Origin of the sequence: Rhizobium sp. WW22, assembly GCF_047041135.1 — a bacterium.
Taxonomy (GTDB): Bacteria; Pseudomonadota; Alphaproteobacteria; order Rhizobiales; family Rhizobiaceae; genus Rhizobium.
On sequence record NZ_CP178199.1, the window covers coordinates 17648 to 36767 of the forward strand.

At 60.2% G+C, this 19120-nt stretch carries 17 protein-coding genes and 3 pseudogenes; 3 read left to right on the plus strand and 17 right to left on the minus strand.

Features of this window, described 5'->3' with window-relative positions; translation table 11 throughout:
* Window positions 1–3: 3 nt before the first annotated feature.
* Window positions 4–468: pseudogene (locus ACK83U_RS18930) on the plus strand (IS6 family transposase); the annotation flags it as partial.
* Here the strand turns inward: ACK83U_RS18930 and ACK83U_RS18935 are convergent.
* The 3 genes and pseudogenes from ACK83U_RS18935 to ACK83U_RS18945 form a co-directional block, all read right to left on the minus strand.
* Window positions 390–740: pseudogene (locus tag ACK83U_RS18935) on the minus strand (alpha/beta fold hydrolase); the annotation flags it as partial. The pseudogenes ACK83U_RS18930 and ACK83U_RS18935 sit on opposite strands and share 79 nt — an antisense overlap.
* Before the next feature lie 56 nt (window positions 741–796).
* Window positions 797–1515 (minus strand): annotated as a pseudogene (locus tag ACK83U_RS18940) (hypothetical protein).
* Between the two features lie 12 nt (window positions 1516–1527).
* Complete coding sequence (locus tag ACK83U_RS18945; RefSeq protein ID WP_112610944.1) at window positions 1528–2352, minus strand: alpha/beta fold hydrolase; 825 nt, start codon at window positions 2350–2352, stop codon at window positions 1528–1530.
* Between the two features lie 147 nt (window positions 2353–2499).
* Here ACK83U_RS18945 and ACK83U_RS18950 point away from each other — a divergent pair, with 147 nt between their 5' ends.
* A complete protein-coding gene (locus ACK83U_RS18950; protein ID WP_112610942.1) occupies window positions 2500–3441 on the plus strand; it encodes a GlxA family transcriptional regulator in 942 nt (313 codons plus the stop codon).
* Window positions 3442–3765: 324 nt separating this feature from the next.
* Here the strand turns inward: ACK83U_RS18950 and tehA are convergent, their stop codons facing one another.
* From tehA to ACK83U_RS19015, 13 genes are all read right to left on the minus strand, one after another.
* Complete coding sequence (gene tehA / locus ACK83U_RS18955) at window positions 3766–4764, minus strand: dicarboxylate transporter/tellurite-resistance protein TehA (protein WP_112610940.1); 999 nt, start codon at window positions 4762–4764, stop codon at window positions 3766–3768.
* 39 nt (window positions 4765–4803) lie between these two features.
* Window positions 4804–5835, minus strand: coding sequence for a zinc-binding alcohol dehydrogenase family protein (locus tag ACK83U_RS18960; protein ID WP_112610938.1), 1032 nt, complete (start codon window positions 5833–5835; stop codon window positions 4804–4806).
* 116 nt (window positions 5836–5951) lie between these two features.
* Window positions 5952–6671, minus strand: a complete 720-nt coding sequence (locus tag ACK83U_RS18965) for a hypothetical protein (protein ID WP_112610936.1) — start codon at window positions 6669–6671, stop codon at window positions 5952–5954.
* A 593-nt stretch (window positions 6672–7264) separates the two neighbouring features.
* Entirely contained in the window at window positions 7265–8527 is a 1263-nt protein-coding gene (locus ACK83U_RS18970; RefSeq protein WP_112610934.1) for a Zn-dependent hydrolase, read from the minus strand.
* Window positions 8524–9366, minus strand: coding sequence for a BtpA/SgcQ family protein (locus ACK83U_RS18975; RefSeq protein ID WP_112610932.1), 843 nt, complete (start codon window positions 9364–9366; stop codon window positions 8524–8526). The genes ACK83U_RS18970 and ACK83U_RS18975 overlap by 4 nt, the downstream gene beginning before the upstream one ends.
* Entirely contained in the window at window positions 9363–10277 is a 915-nt protein-coding gene (locus ACK83U_RS18980; protein WP_112610930.1) for a PfkB family carbohydrate kinase, read from the minus strand. Before ACK83U_RS18980 ends, ACK83U_RS18975 begins: the two co-directional genes overlap by 4 nt.
* Window positions 10278–10282: 5 nt before the next feature.
* Entirely contained in the window at window positions 10283–11053 is a 771-nt protein-coding gene (locus ACK83U_RS18985; RefSeq protein WP_112610928.1) for a glutamine amidotransferase, read from the minus strand.
* A 26-nt stretch (window positions 11054–11079) separates the two neighbouring features.
* Window positions 11080–12168 carry a phosphotriesterase gene (locus ACK83U_RS18990; protein ID WP_112610956.1) on the minus strand — a complete coding sequence of 363 codons (1089 nt, stop codon included), beginning with the start codon at window positions 12166–12168 and terminating at the stop codon, window positions 11080–11082.
* A 5-nt stretch (window positions 12169–12173) separates the two neighbouring features.
* Complete coding sequence (locus ACK83U_RS18995) at window positions 12174–13181, minus strand: ABC transporter permease (RefSeq protein ID WP_412475040.1); 1008 nt, start codon at window positions 13179–13181, stop codon at window positions 12174–12176.
* Window positions 13182–13183: 2 nt separating this feature from the next.
* Window positions 13184–13981 (minus strand): ATP-binding cassette domain-containing protein, encoded by a 798-nt coding sequence (locus ACK83U_RS19000; protein ID WP_112610954.1) that lies wholly within the window; start codon window positions 13979–13981, stop codon window positions 13184–13186.
* 89 nt (window positions 13982–14070) lie between these two features.
* Entirely contained in the window at window positions 14071–15012 is a 942-nt protein-coding gene (locus ACK83U_RS19005; protein ID WP_112610924.1) for a substrate-binding domain-containing protein, read from the minus strand.
* A gap of 121 nt (window positions 15013–15133) precedes the next feature.
* Entirely contained in the window at window positions 15134–15748 is a 615-nt protein-coding gene (locus ACK83U_RS19010; protein WP_112610952.1) for a cupin domain-containing protein, read from the minus strand.
* 419 nt (window positions 15749–16167) lie between these two features.
* Window positions 16168–16986, minus strand: coding sequence for an alpha/beta fold hydrolase (locus ACK83U_RS19015; RefSeq protein ID WP_112610922.1), 819 nt, complete (start codon window positions 16984–16986; stop codon window positions 16168–16170).
* Between the two features lie 163 nt (window positions 16987–17149).
* Between ACK83U_RS19015 and ACK83U_RS19020 the strand changes: the two genes are divergently transcribed.
* Window positions 17150–18076 carry a LysR family transcriptional regulator gene (locus tag ACK83U_RS19020; RefSeq protein ID WP_112610920.1) on the plus strand — a complete coding sequence of 309 codons (927 nt, stop codon included), beginning with the start codon at window positions 17150–17152 and terminating at the stop codon, window positions 18074–18076.
* Between the two features lie 161 nt (window positions 18077–18237).
* Here the strand turns inward: ACK83U_RS19020 and ACK83U_RS19025 are convergent, their stop codons facing one another.
* Window positions 18238–19119, minus strand: a complete 882-nt coding sequence (locus ACK83U_RS19025; protein WP_112610918.1) for a LysR family transcriptional regulator — start codon at window positions 19117–19119, stop codon at window positions 18238–18240.
* Window position 19120 lies beyond the last annotated feature (1 nt).

Genomic DNA, 19120 nt, shown 5'->3' on the forward strand with positions numbered 1-19120 from the left:
CGCCTGGTCGTCTCGATCAAGGGCAGGAAATATTGGCTTTGGCGTGCCGTAGATCAGGATGGTTTCGTTCTCGATGCTCTGTTGCAAAGCCGGAGAAACAAAAAGGCAGCTCTTCGGCTGATGCGCAAGCTGCTCAAAGGACAGGGCGTCATGCCGCGAGTGATGGTAACCGACAAGTTGCGCTCTTACGCCGCCGCAAGGGCTGAGTTGATGCCAGACGTCGAGCATCGCTCGCATAAAGGATTGAACAACCGCGCTGAAAATTCTCATCTTCCGCTGAGACGACGAGAGAGGCGCATGATGCGCTTCAAGTCGACGCGACAATGCCAACATTTCGTTTCAGCCCATGGCCAGATCGCCAACCTCTTCCACCTACATCGGAAATGTCACACTGCCGCAGCCCACCGCCAACTCCGCGCCGATGCCGTCACAACCTGGCGTGAAATCGCATTGTCCAGCGTGCTCTGACGTTCGGCGCACAAGCCCCTCCTTCGGCCAGAATTAGTTAAGGCGACGCCACCATTCATGTCATTGCCGGTGTCGGTCTGGCTTGAGCGGCCGTGTCCGCGCCGGTCGTGCGCGATCACGCGATAGCCATGGGAGAGGAAGAACAGCATCTGCGCGTCCCAATCGTCCGCGCTGAGCGGCCAGCCGTGATGGAACACGATCGGCCGCGCGTCTCGTGGCCCCCAGTCTTTGTAGAAGATCTCGGTGCCGTCGGCGAGTTTGAGGGTGGCCATATAGGAAACTCCATTTTCGAATTTTTCAGATGATGGGGCCAGGTCGGCGAACGGCGTCACTCGAAACGATAGTCCGAGAGATCCACCCCGACGATGAGGAGCTCGGTGGCAGGCGTATTGTCCGGGTTGCGGGGAAAGACGCGGAACTTGGAGGGCAGCACGATGCCCTCGACCGTGACGGGATCGAGGAGATAGCGGGCCGCCGCGTTGTTACCCTGGATCTCGACCTCATAGTCATGACGCCGGATCAAGCCGTCCGGACCAATGTAGAAGGTCTGCTCCCTGCTGTGGGTGGCAATGGCCGCGGGAAAGGTCACCCGCAGTCGGCGCCACGTCTCGCCTTGCTCCGACCAGGGCGCGATCTCCTCCGTCACGATGCCAGGCTGTGCCAAGATGAAGGGTGACGTCAGGTAGGTCCACATCGTGTAGCCCGCGAAATAGGCGAGTTGCGGGTCGCTCCAATGCGTCTCCATGGCGAAGCCCGCGAAAGTCGCGCGCGGCCGCGGGAGCTTCTCGATGAAATCGCCATCCGGTGTCTCGATCGTCACCTCGTCGGGGTGAACCGGGAGCGATTCCGGGTCGGGTGGAAAGGCCAGTGCGAGACCTCCTCCGTTCGGAGGTTCACCCGCAGATTGGCTTGGGTAAGCGTATCGGGCTTGCCCTTGAGATTCCAGAGAATGCCGAACTGGTGGAGCCTGGCCGTCAGAAAGGAGAACTGCCGGAACCGTTCAAGGCCGCCATGGGCCTCGATCGCCATTTGCTGAAGGTCGTTCATCTGTCGTCTCCCTCAGGCGTCCAGGAAGGTTCGGCAGTGGGCGACGAAAGTCTCCGGGTATTGGAAGAGCGCGCCGTGGCCGGAATCCGGATAGAGGATTAGCTGCGCGTTCCGCATCGCCTTGAACATGGTGTAGGCGTTGATGCTGGGGAACATCGTGTCGTCGCTGCCATGCACGATGAGCGTGCGCTGGGTGATGGCGCGCAGCGTCTTGTCGCCTTCGTCATTGGCTGCGCACCAGCCGATGATGGCCTTGGCCTGAGGCTCGCTGACATCGTCGCCGCTATCCGGATCGCGGCCCTGAGTGCGCGCGGTGGCGCGGGCCACGAAGGCGCGGCCGGCGCGCTGGCTGTCGTCGGAAGGCGTGAAGAACAGGGGCAGGCGCACATCCGGCGCGCCTTTCGCGAAGGCGTCCTCCACCACGGCGAGCAGATGCTCCTCGCCGCCGCGCGGCGCCGCGCCGGCGATGATGATCTTGCGGATCAGCTCCGGATGCTCGACCGCGAGGACCTGGGCGAGCATGCCGCCCAGCGAGAAGCCGAGAAGATCGACCTTGGCGAGGCCGAGACCACGGATGAATGCCTCGGCATCCGCCGCCATGTGCTCCACGGTGTCGGGTGTCCGGCCGGTCGAGGTGCCGATGCCGCGGTTGTTGAATACGATGACGGGCCGTGTCTCGGCCAGTGCGTTCACCACCGCCGGGTCCCAGGCGTCCATGGTCCCGGTGAAATGTTGCAGCAGAACGAGCGGCATTCCGGTGCTAGGGCCAAGGCGCCTGTAGGCGTAGCGGACGCCGCCGGCGTCGAGATGCTCGGTCTTTACGGTTTCGAGTGACATTGTACGCTCCTGGTTCTGAAATCCGGGAAATGGCTATCAGTGGTGTTCCAAAGCCGACAGGACGTAGATGCCATCATTCCGGCCATGGGTATGGCGAGCTACCGCTGAAACAACTATTTAGGCGGAAACGAACCTCTCGGAGAAAACATGAAGATCGGCCTCGTCCTGTGTCCCGGTTTCCAACCCGTCTGCTTCGGCGCCGTCGCGGCGTTCGACGTGGCCAATAAGCAAGCAGGCAAGAAGCTCTACGACTTGCGCGTGCTCTCGGAGGAGGGCGGACTGGTCGCCTCGTCGTCCGCCATGCAGGTCATGACGGAAGCGTTCGATGACGCGCCCTACGACACGCTGATCGCCGCCGCGGGCCTGGAGATTCCCACATCCTCGCCGGGTCTCATCCGGCTGCTTCGGGCCGCCGCGCGCGATGCCAGACGGGTCGCCGCCATCTGCCTCGGTTCGTTCATTCTGGGAGACGCCGGGCTGCTGAATGGCCGGCGTGCTACGACGCATTGGCGTTATGCCCAGACCCTGCAGGAGCGGTTTCCGAGTTGCCAGGTCGAGATGGACAAGATCTATATTGCGGACGGCCCGATCTGGACATCGGCGGGCATGACGGCGGGAACCGATCTTGTCGTCGGCCTTATCGAGCGCGACCACGGCGTCGAGGTCGCCCGCTCGGTTGCCAAAGGCATGGTGATGTACCATCGCCGTTCTGGCGGCCAGTCCCAACATTCCACGCTGCTCGACCTTGGCACCAATGAGGACAGGGTCCAGCGCGCGTTGAATTTCGCCCGCCAGAACCTGGCCCAAAGCCTCACGATCGAGGATCTTGCCGAGGCTGCCTGTCTCAGCCCGCGCCAGTTCACGCGGCTCTTCCGCGCGGAAACCGGCACGACGCCGGCGAAGGCGGTCGAGGCGCTGCGAGTCGAGGCCGCGAAGCTGATGCTGGAGCAGAGTCGGCTGCCGATCGAGGTGATCGCCCGAGAGGTGGGATTTGCCAATCGGGAACGGATGCGTCTCGCGTTTGCGAGGGTGCACGGCGAGGTTCCGAGGGCGATCCGCAATGATGCCGGACCTCTCGCTGCAATCTAGCCGGTCGCTTCGATAGAGTCATACCTCTCGCGCAGGATCACCGAACAGCCTAAAGACGTATGAGGAGCGGCCATGCTCGAAGATCGCCTTCCCGTTCTCAGCCTCGAATAGCGCGACGCGGAACGTCGCATAGAGCGCGGCCTGGCTATGACAGCCTTGCCGATCTCTCCCTGAAGAGGGTTCTAGTGCCACCGGCAATCTCTAGACCCGTCCCTGGGTTGTGCTCAAGGAACCTGAAAAGCTTCGGACCGCTTTTGCCGTGTTTCCCGATGTTTGCCAGCAGCGATTGTCCGCTCCAATCGAGCAAACTGAGATGATGAGACTTCAATTTGGCAGGGTGGAGCTTGTTGGTTTCGAGATGGACTTGGTGTTCGGCGCGCGCACGCGATGCTCCCAGAAGCGGTAAAGCGTGCCTCCAGCCACGAGCGTCACGACCAGGTTGGCGAAGACGAACAGCGCCGGCGCGAGATAGCGAACGGCGCCATCATCACCGAGCAGCAGAAGGCGCATCGGCGCCGTGGCAAGCGCTGTCACGCCGAAGGTGAAAGACCAATAGGACGGCGCGAAGGGCTCGCGCAGGATCCAGGGCAGCAGCCTGAGCAAGATCAGGGCCTGCAGGACGCCATAGCCGATCATGCCGTGGGCTAGCACCCATGGAGCCTGCGGCGCGACCGCGATGAGCGAGACCGCGCCGACCACGGGTGGCGCAAGCTGTATGCCCAGGGTCGGCCGCAGTGCGTTCGCCATGCCAGGCGCCGCCAGCAACCGGTGCAGCAACACGGACTCAATCGCGAGCCAGCCGAAGAAACCTGCCCCGAAGAAGAACTGTCCGGCATCGGGAAGGCCGAGGGCAGAGACGACCGTGGCCGCGACGAAACTGCCGGCGACGGTCGGCAGATAAAGCACCGGCGTCGTATGGCCAGGATCACGCTCACCCATCCAGAGGCTGCCCGTCCGCCACACGGCGAAGCCAGCCGTGAACACGGCGCCCACGATATAAAGCCCAACAGCGACACCCTGGGAATAGGGAATGACCCCCGCGCCCACCAGCATGGTCGCAACACCCACAAGTCCGATGAAGCAGCATTGCACCGGATGCGCGGCTTCTCCCAGCGCGGCCTCGCGCGCCACAAGCCACTTCAATCCGTAAAGGATCGCCAGCGCAAGCCACACGAGCGCTGCGGCCATCATCACCAGTTCTCCAATGAGGGCGGGAAGGCCCCAGACGAGATGCGCGGCGCGCCAGGCGCCGGCGAGCCCGGCCAAGCCGAGCACCATGCCGAAGAAGGATGCGGGAACGATCGGTAAGTTGGAGGCTTTCATGGATCTTTTTTTCACAGCCGCGCGGCTCGCATGGTTCGATCAGCTCTGGCCTGATGTCGGCCAGCCCGCGAGCACGATCTTGCCCCTGGCGCGCCCGCTCTCGATCAGGGCGTGGGCCCGGAGCAGGTTCTCGGCCGAGATGGTCCCGAAGACTTCGGTCAGGGTAGTCTTCAGCGTCCCGGCATCGACCAGCCGCGATACCTCGTTGAGCAGCGCCCCTTGTTCCGCTATGTCGGCCGTGCCGAACATCGAGCGCGTGAACATGAATTCCCAGTGCGCGGATACGCTCTTCACCTTGAACGGCGACACATCGAGCACCGCCGGGTCATCGATCAGGGCAAAGCGGCCCTGCGGCGCGATGAGCTTGGCGATCTCGGCGAGATGCTGGTCCGTATTGGTGGTCGAGAACACGAAAGCCGGCTGTCCGATCCCAATCCGCTCGATCTCCGCCGAGAGTGGCTTCGAATGATCGATCACATGATGCGCGCCGAGGCCGCGGCTCCATTCCGCCGTTTCCGTTCGCGACGCCGTCGTGATCACGGTCACGTCGGTGAGTTTGCGGGCGAGCTGCGTCGTAATCGATCCGACCCCGCCGGCACCGCCGATGATGAGGAGAGCATTTGCGGCACCCCGCACGGCACTGCGGATGTCGAGCCGGTCGAACAGGGTCTCCCAGGCGGTGATGGCGGTCAGCGGCAGGGCCGCCGCCTCAGCGAAGCTGAGCGAGGCGGGCTTCCCGCCGACGATCCGCTCATCGACCAGATGGAATTCGGCATTCGTCCCGGCGCTGCCGAGTGCGCCCGCATAGAACACCGTGTCACCCGGAACGAAGAGGGTCGCGTCGGGACCGACCGCTTCCACGGTACCGGCGGCGTCCCAGCCGAGCACCTTCCAGGACCCCGGTTCCGTCGGAGGCCGCATCCTCATCTTTGTGTCGACCGGATTTACCGACACGGCTTCGATCCTTACGAGAAGATCCCGCCCTGTGGGCTCCGGCCGAGGCAGATCGATGTCGGCGAGGGATGCCGGATCGCTGACTGGGAGGGAGAAGCGGAAACCGATAGCTTTCATGATTTTGTCACCTTAAGGGAAATGGCGCTGGGGCGCTCTGGGAAGCCATGGACCGCGCCGGTTCCAGCCATGGTGGGTCGCCAGGATAGCCGATGCTCGGGGTTCGGAGCCTGCGGCTAGCTGAGACGGATGTTCGAGAGATCGATGGAGACGACGAGCGGATCGGTGCTGAAGTTGCCATCGGGTTGGCGAGCATAGATCCGGCGCTTCGTGGGGAATTTGATGCCGGATGCTTCCGTGTAGCCTTCAATGATATGAGCGCCGGGCGTGTTGCCGGAGATCTCGACGTCATAATCATGGCGCTTCAGCAGGCCGTCACCGTCGAAATAGAGTGTCTGCACCGTGCTGTGCGTCGCGATGCCGGCGGGAAACCGCACGGCGAGGCGGCGCCAGTCACCACTGTCGGCCGGCCAGGGCTCCAGCTCCTCGCTCTCAACCCCCGGCCAGGCAAGCAGGAACGGCATGTTGAGATAGGTCCACATGGCGCAGCCAGCGAAATAGGCCAGCTGGAGCTCGCTCCATGGCGTCTGCAACGAATGGCCGGAGAAGCTGGCGCGGGGCTGCCTCAACTCCTCCAGAACCACGCCGCCACCACCCTCGATCGCCACGCGATCCGGAGTGAAGCGAGAGCGTCGGTCTCCGGCGCCGAAGGGCGCATGCGACGCCCATTCCTCGTTGATGCCCACCGTGACGGTAGCGCGCGTGAGCGTGTCGGGGTGCCCCTTCAATGGCCACAGGGCACCGCCCTGGATGAGATCGGCGGAGACTTGGTTGAATTGCCGCCAGCGATCGAGGCCGCCATGAGCCTCGATTACAAAGTCCTTGAGTTGCGTCATCGATGCGCTCCTGCGAGGGCACGCGCGAGATTGCGCGTGCTTTAAGTCGCCTGAAGCTAGAACCACGACTGCAATCTGCGAACGTCGTTGATGCCTTGATTCCGGCCATGGCGTCTGGGCCCTCGAACGGGGAGCGGCGCAGCACCCCGAAGATCATTGGGGCGCCTCCGGGGGGCCGCGGTCGGGCTCAGATCGTGCCCGGGCTATCGCGCGCCAGCACAATCGGTCTCAAGTTCAAATCATAGATCAAAAACTATTTCTGATACCGCCATGGAAGGTATGGATTGGAACCGCCGACAAGCGATAGGGACATTCTCAATAATCGCAGGCAGGTGACACTTCCAAGCGCAGGTCGTCGGCTTAGCGAATGACGGCACGTCGGTTAGATTTTCCTTAAGGCGACTGGCGGGGTCAAATCCTCACTTCGCTTGACAAAACAACAGTAATGGCTTGGAGGGTTGATCGGTTGAGGGTCGTCAGTTCGAATCTATTCAATGCGATGCATTGAGGTAGTTCAAATCGTGGCGGTCAATCAGGGCGCGTGTTCGCATCTCTCGGCTTTATTCTCGTCGTGTTGCTATCTTCGGCCACCCTTAAGGAGCGTTGAGGATTGGTCCTCGAGCCAGAGATAGAGCGGTCTCGAGCAGGACCTTTGCGCCTATCTCGATATGCTCTGAGGTGACGAATTCAGCTTCGTTGTGACTGATACCGTCGCGGCATGGAACAAAGATCATCGCTGTCGGTGCAACGCGGCTGACGAAAAGTGCATCGTGGAAGGCGCCGGAAACCAATTTCATGTTGGAAACGCCGAGCCTTTCGCATGCATTGTCGATCACATCGACGATTGTCATGTCGAATTGTCCGGGAGCCAAGTCGAAGCGTTTTTCGATATGCACATCGACCATATGATGCTTGGCCGACGCGCGGCATTCAGCATCGATCTGGGCTTGTATGGAAGAAAGCGCGTCTTCCCGCGGATGACGAATGTCGACTGTGAACGTGACTTTGCTCGGGATGACGTTGACTGAACTGGGTTCGATGGTCATGCGACCAACCGTCAGCCGCGCCAGCGGATCAGCAGGCATGACGACTTGCTGAAGGTGCGCGATCGCGGTGACCGCTGCCGCCATCGGATCCCTGCGGAATTCCAGTGGTGTCGTACCGGCATGGGCTGCTTCGCCGGTGAAGGATATCTCTAGCCACTTGGTTCCCTGGACGCCGGTGACGATGCCGATCGGCACGCCCATGCGTTCGAGCACAGGGCCTTGCTCGATATGCACTTCAACTAAGGCGGAAACGGAATGGCCAATCGGCCGCGCCACAGCTTCCGGCAGCGCATTCAATGTTGCTGCCAGTTCATCGCCAAATCTCGCTCCGTCGACGCCACGCATGTCCTGCCAACCCAGTATGTCGCCCGCGCCGACAAAGGCCATTGAACCCATGCAACCGGGAGAAAAGCGGCTGCCTTCCTCATTGGTCCACGACACCACTTCCACGGATCGCTCCGTGGCTAGCGCTGCGTCATCCAAGGCTTCCAGCACTTCGAAGGCAGACAGTGTGCCGAGCGCACCATCGAACTTGCCTCCCGTAGGCTGACTGTCGAGATGGCTGCCGATCAGCACGGGCGGAAGTGAAGGATCGCGTCCCTCGCGCCGGATGAATAGGTTGGCTACTGCATCCTGATAGATGTCAAATCCCCGTGCAGCGGCCAGTTCCGCAAGCAGCCGTCGGGCTGCGCGATCGTCCGCGCTCAGCGCCTGACGGTTCACTCCACCCGCTGCGGTCGCTCCGATGGCTGCAAAATCGGCAATGCGCTGCAGCAGGCGCGGCGCATTGATCTTCGGGCATGCATTCATCGGCGGATGCCTGCCACGAAGTTCGTCACGCGCAGCGGGTCGACCGCATTCCACCAGACGCCGTCATACTTCAGCGAGCTTGCAATGATCACGCCATCGGCTACCGACAGAATGTCGTTACCATTATCCGGCGTCACGCCGCTGCCGACGAGTGTCGGCAGGCCCGCCGCCTGCTTGATCATTCTGATGTAGTCGAGATCGGCTGCATGGCCCGTCCTTTGCCCTGTGGCGATAACCACATCTGCGTCGAAGAAAACAAGATCTTTGACCTGTTCTTCGATCGGTCGGTCCGCAACGATGGCATGCGCGCCATGTTTGACATGCGCATCGGCAAAGACGCGGATGCCATGGGCATTGAGCCTTGCGCGATAGCGCATTGCGCGGGCCGCTTCGCCCTCGATAAAGCCTTCATTGGCGACATAGGCGTTTGCCCATTGATTGACGCGAACGAAGCCCGCGCCCGCGGCACTGGCGATTGCAAGCGCCGGAATGGCGGCATTGGCAAGAACATTGATGCCGATCGGACCGCCGAGTTCACGGCGGATGCGATCGGAGATGACGGCCATGTAAGCTGAGGTTTCGGGGCCGATATCATCGGGCTTGGAAAAGGGAATGTCGCCATGGTTCTCGATGATCACGGCGTCGCAGCCGCCCGCAAGGTAGGCGCGGGCATCGTCAAGTCCGCGCTGGTAGACGGTCTCAATCTCGTCGCCCGAATAGCGCGGCGCGCCGGGAAGCGGCGCCAGATGAACGACGCCAATGATCGCCTTTTCGCGCCCGAAAAGATCGATGAGCGCGTTGCCAGCTATCTGCGCGATGGGTTTCATTGTCCCACTCATGTGTTTTCCAGTTCTGATCTCTTGATGATGTCCGAAATTTCCACCCGCGAGGGATAGGAGGCGAGCGTTCCAGGACGACCGACGGAGATGCCGGCGGCCTTGGTTGCCACTTTCGCAGCTGCAGTCAGGGTTTTTCCTTGTGCGAGCAGGCCGACGAGAACGCCCGCAAAGCAGTCACCGGCGCCGCTGGTATCAAAGACTGCCCTCTTGGGCGCTGCGAGGAAAACTGGTGTTTGATCCGCCTGATCCCATATGAGGCTGCCTTGGCTTCCAAGCGTAACCACGGCGCTTCTCGCTCCGTTGCCGAACAGCAGGTTTGCCGCTGCCGTTGGGCTTTCCACACCCGTCAGGGCCGCGGCTTCGCCTTGATTGACGATGACGAGATCCACATTGGCAACATCCTCGACCGTCAGGTCCGACAACGGACTGGCATTGAGCACCGTCCTCAGACCTGACCTTCCGGCAAGTTCCAGACAGGTGGCGGTGATCTCCCTGGACAGGTTGCCCTGCATCATAAGGATGTCGCCCTTGCTCCAGGTCCGCGTCAGGGCCGATTGCCGGATCGGATCGAAGGCTCGCGCGCAGGCGACGGCGCTGACGATGGCGTTTTCGCCGCTTTCTTCCAACAGGATCGTCGAACGGTCGGTGGAAAGAGGCAGGCGGATCAGCCGATCGACCTCAAGGTCACCCTTCAGCATCTCGCGTACGTCATCCGCCATGTCGTCGTCGCCAAGCGCGCTCCAGAAGCACACCGCTGCCCCGCTTCGCGCCGCCGCCACCGCTTGATTGGCACCCTTGCCTCCTATGCCTTCAGCGATCGAGGTCGCGTTGAGCGTTTCCCCTGGCCGCGGCAAGCGCGGCAGGCGGAAGCTCGTATCGACGCAGACATTGCCGACGACATGGAGGCGCATGGGCGTCAGTCCTTGAACGTTGCCCAGGCCAGCATCTGCTCGAAGAGCGTCTTGTAGCCGTTCCATGCAATGAACTCCGGCGGCAGCCAGTGTGGACCGACATCCGAAGTCCAGACGAGTGTTCTGCCGGCGCCATAGGTGCCCGTTACCAAAAGTGGCTGCGAACCATATTCGCCTGAAACCGTCGCAAGCACGTCAGCTCCTTGCTTCACCTTCACCTCGTTGAAGCCGAGAAGATAGGGCCAATCTTTTCCGAGGCCCTTGAGAACCGGGTGGGTGTCATTGCCCGTCACAACGGGCGAAAACCCCTCGGGAACTTCAACGCGGTCATCGAAGGCAAGGCAGGTTACCGGCAGCACCTCCTCCACCGGCGTTTTATGATAGCGCGCGCCGCCATTGATGCCTTGGAAGCTGTAATAGCCGCCGAACATCAGCAGCGCGCCGCCATTTGTAACGTAATCGCGCAACAGCTTCAGCCGGTTCGGGGTCCTCTTGGAATGAATCCAGGTATCAGGGTGCAATAGCAGCGTGTTTGCGCCGATATCGGACAGAACGATGGCGTCATATTCCGCGAGTGCTTCGGCTGTCAGCGGAAAATCACGTTGCGCCTCATGGGCAGGCATGAAGGTGACGTCAAAGGCGCTGTCCTTCAATGCCTTCAGCAATTCGTCGGCACCGGTGTGATAGGTCACCGTCGGAAACTGATCGAAACCCTTGATATGGGTGGCGGTCGAAACCCATGATTCACCCGCCAGAAGAACCTTTTTCTTGCTCATGTCTGCTCCTTGGATGCACCCGACCTTCAGGCCGAGGCGGAAAATACCGATTGGGGATTGGTGATCAGCATTTGGTCGATCGCCTGCTGATCGACCCCGTGACGCTTCAGTCGCGGCAGGAAATGCTTGAGAATATAGCCATAGCCGAAGCCGCCATAGCGGGTCAGCATGATCTTGAGAAAGACGTCCTGAGACAGAAGCAGCCGATCGGCAAAGCCCAGCTCCACGAGCGCTCTGATCGCCTTGGCGTTCTCCTCGTCAGATGGCGATTGGGCATCCTGATCGGCGTAATAATAGTCCATGCCGATCATGTCATATTCCAGGAAAGCGCCGCGCTCTGCGAGGCTCTTTTGATAATCGAGATCATCATGGCTGGGATTCATGTGGCAGAGCACAGTGTGACGCAGATCCGCGCCTTCTTCCTCGACCACGTCCAGCACCCGATGAGCAAGCCGCTCCCATCCCGGCAAATGGATGGATAGAGGCAGGCCGGTCAACCGCGAGGCACGCGCGGATGCCCTCAGGGACTTCTGTTCCTCGGACGTAAAATCCTTGCTGACGCCGACCTCGCCGATGATGCCTGCCATGATGTCTGGCTGGGTTTCGCCGCCGCCGACGTCGTTGACGATGAAGGCGGTGACCTCGTCCAGATCCATGCCCTTCAGCCACTCCGGATGCGTATGCTCCAGGTAGAATCCGGTCCCCATGATGATCTTCAGACCGGACATGCGGGCAATGCGGGCCAATTGTTCGGCATCGCGCCCTATGCCAAAGTTGGTGGTTTCAACCACGGTATGGCCGCCAAGCTTCTGGAAGCGGGAAAGTTCGGCTAGCGCCAGATCCCGATCATCCAGCGAGACGTTGTCGCGGCTCATATAGGGGTTCATCCGCAACTCGCCGATGATCTCTATTCCAACCGGCTGTTCGGCGATCGCCTTTTCGTCGGGATGGCAAGGGCACCTCCAGGAGCTCGCTCCATCCAGGAAGATATGCTCATGCATGAGCGTCACGCCCATTTCCGTGACCGGGATGGGGCCAAGCACGGTCATTGCGCATCCGGTATGAACGCCAATGGCATGACGCGTTCTGGCCCCCTCGGCGAAGAGATGATCCATCATGCTTAGCGGCCCCTTGCTGCGCCCTTGAAAAGGCGGAAGTTCAACCAGATTGCCACGAGGATGATGACCCCGGTGACGATCGGCGTGAAGAAGGGCGACATGTGCGAGAGGATCAGGCCGTTGGCGATAACGGCAACCGTCAGTGCTCCGAGCACCGTTCCGACCACTGAACCGCGCCCACCGAACAGGCTCGTACCGCCGAGGACAACTGCGGCAATGACATCGAGCTCGAAGCCTTGCCCGGCATTGGAAGAGCCGGAACCCAGGCGCGCGGCAAGAATGATGCCGGCGATGGAGGCTGCGACACCCGATATCACATAGACGAATAGGGTGACGCGCCGCGTGTTGACTCCGGCGCGGCGCACCGCCTCGGCATTGGCACCAATACCGGTAACGTATCGCCCGAACGGCGTTTCGTTGAAGGCGATATAGGCCGCGATGAGGGCAACGATCGCGATGATCGCGGGGGCAGGAATGCCAACGAACCAGGCTTGGCCGATTGCGGTGAACGGGCTCTGCGGATCGACAGGAATCGAGTAGCCACCGGTGATAAGCAGTGCCAGGCCCCTGATGACCGATAGTCCAGCCAGCGTGACGATGAAGGCGGGGATCCGCTCATAGGCGATGAAATATCCCTGGATTAATCCGGTCGCCGCCCCAAGAAGCATCATCAGAACGACGACAATCGGCCATGCGATTCCAGCCTGAAGGCAGGCGGCCGAAAGCGTTGCGGCAAGAGCCAATACGGATCCGACCGAAAGATCGATACCGCCTGTCGTGATGACGAAAGTCATGGCCGCCGCCACGATCAACAAGGGGGCGGATTGTCTGACCACGTTCAAGAGATTGGGAGTCGTCAGAAAAACGTTTGTAAAGAGGGAGAAGAAAATGCAGACCGCGATGAAAAACAGGGCGATCGAAACGATGCCGCCATTAGCTATCGCCTTGTCATAGAGGCGAGCCTTGCGCAAACGGGATGAGGGGGCGGTTTGGGCGTGAGAGGATGTCATGGTCATACGGAAGCGCCTCGCTCGGTATGTCGACCGGCCGAGCGTGCGGAGAACTTGCGACCGACGATCAGGTTGACGACTTCTTCTATATTCGTTTCAGCGATGAGGCGCTCGGCGACGTTCTGCCCCTCATACATGACCTGGATGCGATCGCAGACGAGGAAAAGATCCTGCAGCCGATGCGTAATCAGAATGACACTGACACCACGGGCGCTAACCGTGCGGATGAGCTCCAGCACCGCCTCGACTTCGGCAACCGCCAGGGCGGCCGTTGGCTCGTCCATGATGAGGACCGATGGATTGAATGATGCCGCACGGCCGATCGCGATGGACTGGCGTTGGCCGCCTGAGAGATTCTCGACCTTCAGATGCGTGTCCGGAATGACGATGCCGAGCCCTTCCAGCATATGGCGCGCCCGTTCATGCATGGTCTTCTTGTCGAGGATTGGGATGCCCGCAAGCTTCCATTTCGGTTCACGCCCAAGGAAGAGATTGCCCGCCACATCGACCGTGTCGCAGAGGGATAGGTCCTGATAGACCATCTCGACGTGCGCGGCGCGTGCGTCAGCGGGCGAGGCAAAGGAAACCGGTTTGCCGTCGATCTCGATCGTTCCCGAATCCGGGATCACCGCGCCTGAAAGAACCTTGCTCAAGGTCGATTTGCCGGCACCGTTGTCACCGACAAGGCCGAGGACCTCGCCCGGCTTCAAGGTCAACGATACATTGTCCAACGACTGCATCGTGCCATAGCGTTTGGAAATGCCGGTCATCCTGACGCGGTAGGTATCAGCGTTTGTCATATCAATGCTGCCTTGCGGAAATGGCCTCAGCCATGATGCCACAACGTCATGGCCGATGCGATCGGCCATGACGTGACGAGATGCGGGAGCTATTTGAACATGCCCCGGAACTTGTCGACATTCTCCTTGGTGACGATGGTCACCGGCACATTGATAATCGGATCGATCTTCTCGCCCTTTTTCACCTTGACGAGCGCTTCGACGGCCGCCTTGCCTTCGCCGGCCGGATCCTGCTGGATAACGGCTGTCACCCAACCCTGATCGATGCCTTCGACCGCCTGCTTGGTCAGATCCCAGCCGAAGACCTTGACGTTACCCGTTTTGCCCTGGCTGGTAACGGCGGCAACGGCGCCAAGGAGTGCGGGCTCACCGGTTGCATACAACGTCGTCATGTCGGGATTGGCGGTAATGAGATTTTCCGCCGCGCTGAGCGCAACATCCTGCACGTTCTGGCCGTCCACGGTATCGAGGAAGTCGACCTTCTGGCCACCAGCCTTTACCGCCGCCTCGAATCCATCGAGACGCTGATTCTGAATGAAGGAGTTCAGTGCGCCGACAACGCCGACTTTGGCGCTGCCGCCCATCTTATCCTTGACGTAGTCGGAATAGAATTTGCCGATCTCCTCGCCCGCCTTGGTATTGTCGACACCCACGAAGGCGATGTTGTCGCCGTTTGGAATCTGGGCATCGATGGCGATGACCGGGATGCCGGCCTTCTTGGCGGCGGTGATTGCCGGCTTCACGCCGTTTACGTCGATGGCGACCAAGATGATGCCGTCGACCTTCTGGGTTATGTAGTTCTCGATGGCATCATTCTGCGCGCTGGGCACGTTGTTGGCGTTGAATATGACAAGGTCGGCGCCGGCTTTCTTTGCCGCCTCCTTGGCGCCGTCATTGATCTGGTTGAAGAACAGAGCCTGCTGGTTGATCGTTACGAGAGCCAGCGTATTCGCCATCGCGGCGCCGGCACTGCAGGCAAATGCTACGGTTGCACCAATCGCGCAACCGAACAGGTATTTCTTGAGATGCATGATCGTTCCCCATGTTTTTGGATTGCATGGGGAGTATTCAAGTAACTTGAATGATTGTCAAGTGACTTGAATTGGCGACTTTGAAGATGATCTCGAGTTCTTTTCAGAGCCAGTGGCGGTGCTAGAAGGTCGCCGGCGTATTCACCCAGAAGATGCTTGCGCGCTGCGATCCCACATTGCGATACCAATGGGGTAGTTCGGAGTTGAAGACGAAGCTGTCGCCGACGGAAAGCCGGAACGTGCGTTCACCGACCATAAGTTCGATCTCGCCGGCAAGAACGTATCCAACCTCCTCGCCGACATGCTGGATCGGCCCCGCACTTTGGCCACCGGCCTCAATGTGGTGGATGTTGCATTGAAGCAGATGACCTTGCGAATAGGGGATAATCCGTTCGAGAGAGATGCCTTCCCCTCTGCGCAATGGGTCGAGTCCAATCAAAGGCCTTGTCCCGGAACGGAAGACAATGCCTTCTTCACCGTCGGCCTCCTCGAACATCCAGCCAATATTCGTACCCAGAACACCGACAAGTCTATGCAACATTGGTAACGAGGGTGATGCCTTGCCGTTCTCAATCTTCGACAGCAGACTTTCAGAGCAATCCGCAGCCAGCGCAAGAGCCTTAAGGGTCAAGCCCCGGGTTTGCCTGGCCAGCCTCAGACGGCCTCCAAGCCGCGCCGGATTGGTCAGTATCTTTTCCTCGTTGTCTTCTCCCGATTTCCCGGGGGATCCAATCATGTTCATGGTTCTGGTATCGCTGTTGCAAAGCCAGAGCTTAACGCCAGCCCTCTGCGTCTGTCTAGGGACATGGATAGCGGTACCGTGCGTGCCCAGTTGGCGCTTTCGAGCCATGGCACCTAATTCTTCGCGGAATAACGCACGCTGAGCCCCTCGCGACCACATACGCCTTGAACGCTTAGATTTCCTTGGGAGTTGTTAAAGCAGGCGAGAAAAAATAATTCGTCGCCCTGATGCATATTACATCAGTAGAAAGTAGGGAGCGGAATTCCGCCAGCCTTCCGGTTTGCCTGAGGTTACCTAAAGGCCGGAAGCACAGTTCGGGATGGCTCCACGTGCCAGCGCCAACAGCTGTCACCCGGCAGTGCCGGGGGACAGATCCTCTGTCGTGGATGACGGTCGCGGTCCGGTCGATGTCGTCAAGACCTGATGAACGAGAGCAGGTCGGGGTTGAGGACATCCGCATGCGTGGTCAGCATGCCATGGGGATAGCCGGGGTAGGTTTTCAGCGACCCGTTCTTGAGCAGATCGACCGCACGCGGCACGGAACTTGCGAACGGGACGACCTGATCGGCCTCGCCATGCATTACCAGCACCGGCGCGGTGATCTTCTTGAGGTCTTCAGTATAATCTTCGAGCCAGGAGTCGATAGTTGCGTAGTGTGCCAAGACGCCGCCGGTCATGCCCTGACGCCACCAGTTCGCAATCACTGCCTCCGAAGGTTTGGCCCCATCCAGATTGTAGCCATAGAACGGATTCTCAGGGACGAAACGGAAGAACTCAGCTCGGTTGCCCAGCACGCCTGCACGGATCGCCTCGAACCATTCTGGCGGCTGACCGGCGGGATTGTCCTCGCTCCGATACATGTTCGGCGTCAGTGAGGCGACCAGCACCGCCTTGGCGACGCGCTCCGGATGGCGAGCGACATAGCGAGCCACCTCCCCACCACCCGTCGAGTGACCGATATGGATCGCGTCGCGCAGGTCGAGGTGTTCCGTCAGGGCTGCGAGGTCGGATACCCAATGATCCATGTCGTTGCCGGTGCTGGGTTGGTCGGATCGACCGTGGCCGCGCCGGTCGTGAGCGATTACCCGATAGCCGTGGCTAAGGAAGAAGGTCATCTGGGCATCCCAGTCGTCCGCCGACAGCGGCCAGCCATGGCTGAAAACGATCGGCTGGCCTGAGCCCCAGTCCTTGTAGAAGATGTTTACGCCGTCTGCGGTGGTGATCGTAGGCATCGAGTCGCTCCTTCTCCGATTGGACACAGTTGATTGGGAAATACCTCCGTTGAGGCGCGTTTGATCATATCCCAAAATTGCGACGTCAACTAAATCCCCCCTTATATCAAAGACAAATACCTTGTATGTTCGAGCTATGCCTTAAAGGTATAGCGAGGACCGGATGGAACTGAGGCATTTGCGCTACTTCATTGCGGTTGCCGAGGAGGGAAGCCTACTGACTGCAGCCGAGCGACGGCTACATACTTCCCAACCGTCACTCAGCAGGCAAATTCGCGATCTGGAAAGCGAAATCGGCGTAGAACTGCTGGAGCGGCAGCCGCGTGGCGTGACGCTCACCGCCGCGGGTAAGGTGTTTCTGGATCACGCTCGGCTGGCACTTCTGCAAGTCGAGGCTGCGATCGAAGGCGCCCGACGGACGGCAGAGCCGAAAAGGCCCACAATCGCCATGGGGTTTCTAGTTGGGCTGGAGGTCACGTGGCTGCCTCACCTATTGCGCATGATCCGTGAGGAAGCGCCGGAGACCGAAGTCACGCTATGCAGCCTATCCTCCCCGGAGCTTGCCCTTGCGTTAATGCGCGGGAGGTTGGACCTAGCCTTCCTTCGTCCCGAGAAACAGAGTTTGGGTCTATCCTTCAAATTGCTGGCGAAGGAGCCTCTGCTCGCCGTGCTGCCGGCGAGTCACCGCTTGGCATCGCGCAAAAAGATTCGGCCGGAAGATCTCGCCCGCGAAATTTACGTCAGTTCGGCGAGAACATCTCCGGTATTGCAAGCTGCGATCGAGGACTACGCATCGAATGCGGGGATCGCGCTCAAGGCAAGATACGAAGGCGAGAATATATCGTCGGCAATGTCGCTCGTTGCGTCTACGGGCGGAGTTACTCTTGTCCCGCTCTATGCGCAAAATATGCTGGCACCAAACGTCGTTGCCAGAGCGCTGGAAGGTGTGCCTCCGACAGTTGATCTCACTCTGGGATACAACGAGGCCAATCCCTCTCCCTTGCTCCGCCGGCTTTTATCGCGTGCGGATGAGTTGGTCGAAAACGTGCAAAATCAGAGTATCATCCGATATGCGGAAGCTCTGTCGTAAAATCACTAACTTGTCCAGCCGCGTCCCTCGCCAATACGCTCTACGGCAGAAGAATCGCCCGACGCTCGCGAGCCGTGTTGACGACTCTAGACCAACAGGTCGCCGCAAAGATCGGGAAGGCGCAAACGGAAATGCTGGCTGGAACACCAGGAGTCTGGAAACTACATGCGGGCCACCTTCCGTGCGAGCGCCAGAAACCCGAACAGGTGGGGAGAGCGATTGTCGCGTCGATAGTTTAGCGAGAGTTTGGTGCCCGGATTGAATCCTTCAAAAGTCCGGTAGACGACGCCGGTCCGCTCGTTGAGGGCCACCGACTGGGGAACGATGCACACACCCACGCCGACGGAGACGAGACTGATGGCAGTCAGAAAGTCCTGGGCCATCACCTGTGAAGCTGGGATGAAGCCGTTCCGCTTGCAGACGTCGAGAACGTAGTCCGCATAGCTTGGCCTCGGCCGGCGCGGAAAAAGCACGAACGTCGTTTCTCGCAGGTCTTCCAGTTTCATTGAACCTTGAGCGTCAGCGTATATGTCTGGCAGCGCAAGGACCAGCGGCTCCTCGATCAACGTCTCGGATTTCAGCTCCGGATCCTCGATCGCGGGACGCGCGACAGCAATGTCGATCTCCCGTTGGATCAGTGCGCGCTGCAGCTCGGCATTGTTCATGGCAGAGAGAGCCAGCTCGATATCTGGATGGGCGAGTCGAAACGCCTTGATGATGTTGGGGAGGATACCGAACGTGGCAGTGCCGACGAAGGCGATCCGAAGACGGCCTGCAACCCCCTCGCCGATGCGCCTCACCTCGCGCTCCGTCTGGTCGACGCGCTCGAGTATCTCTCTTGCCCGTTCCTGAAGCAGCTCGCCGGCTTGGGTGAGCCTGATCTGGCTGCGGCTTCGATCAAACAGGGCCGCGCCGATCTCCTTTTCGAACTGAGCGATCTGGCGACTGAGCGGGGGCTGGGCAATGCCGAGCCGCGCGGATGCCCGGCCGAAATGCAGCTCTTCCGCCACCGCCAGAAAATAACTCAGCCGTTTGAAGTCCATT